General features: G+C 51.4%; 1 tRNA gene and 1 rRNA gene. Both read right to left on the bottom strand.

What is annotated here, in order from left to right:
* Positions 1–23 precede the first annotated feature (23 nt).
* Positions 24–100, bottom strand: a tRNA-Asp gene (locus H5181_RS20415).
* Positions 101–194: 94 nt separating this feature from the next.
* A 5S ribosomal RNA gene (rrf, locus tag H5181_RS20420) occupies positions 195–310 on the bottom strand.
* Position 311 lies beyond the last annotated feature (1 nt).

Consider the following 311-nt stretch of genomic DNA (forward strand, 5'->3'; position numbering starts at 1 on the left):
CTGCAGAGGCCTTCATCTTAAGTTGGCGGAGCGGACGGGACTCGAACCCGCGACCCCCGGCGTGACAGGCCGGTATTCTAACCAACTGAACTACCGCTCCTTTAGCAAATTGCTTGCGCACGATGCTAAATCTTTTTAAGTCGCTGATATGTCACTATCAGTAGACTCTCTCTTTCGTAAAAGAGAAATTAGGCGCCTGGAAATGACCTACTCTCGCATGGGGAGACCCCACACTACCATCGGCGATACTGTGTTTCACTTCTGAGTTCGGAATGGGATCAGGTGGTGCCACAGCTCTATGGTTTCCAGAC

The sequence above is a fragment of the Shewanella sp. SG44-2 genome, assembly GCF_014164215.1.
In the GTDB taxonomy this organism is placed as follows: Bacteria; Pseudomonadota; Gammaproteobacteria; order Enterobacterales; family Shewanellaceae; genus Shewanella; species Shewanella frigidimarina.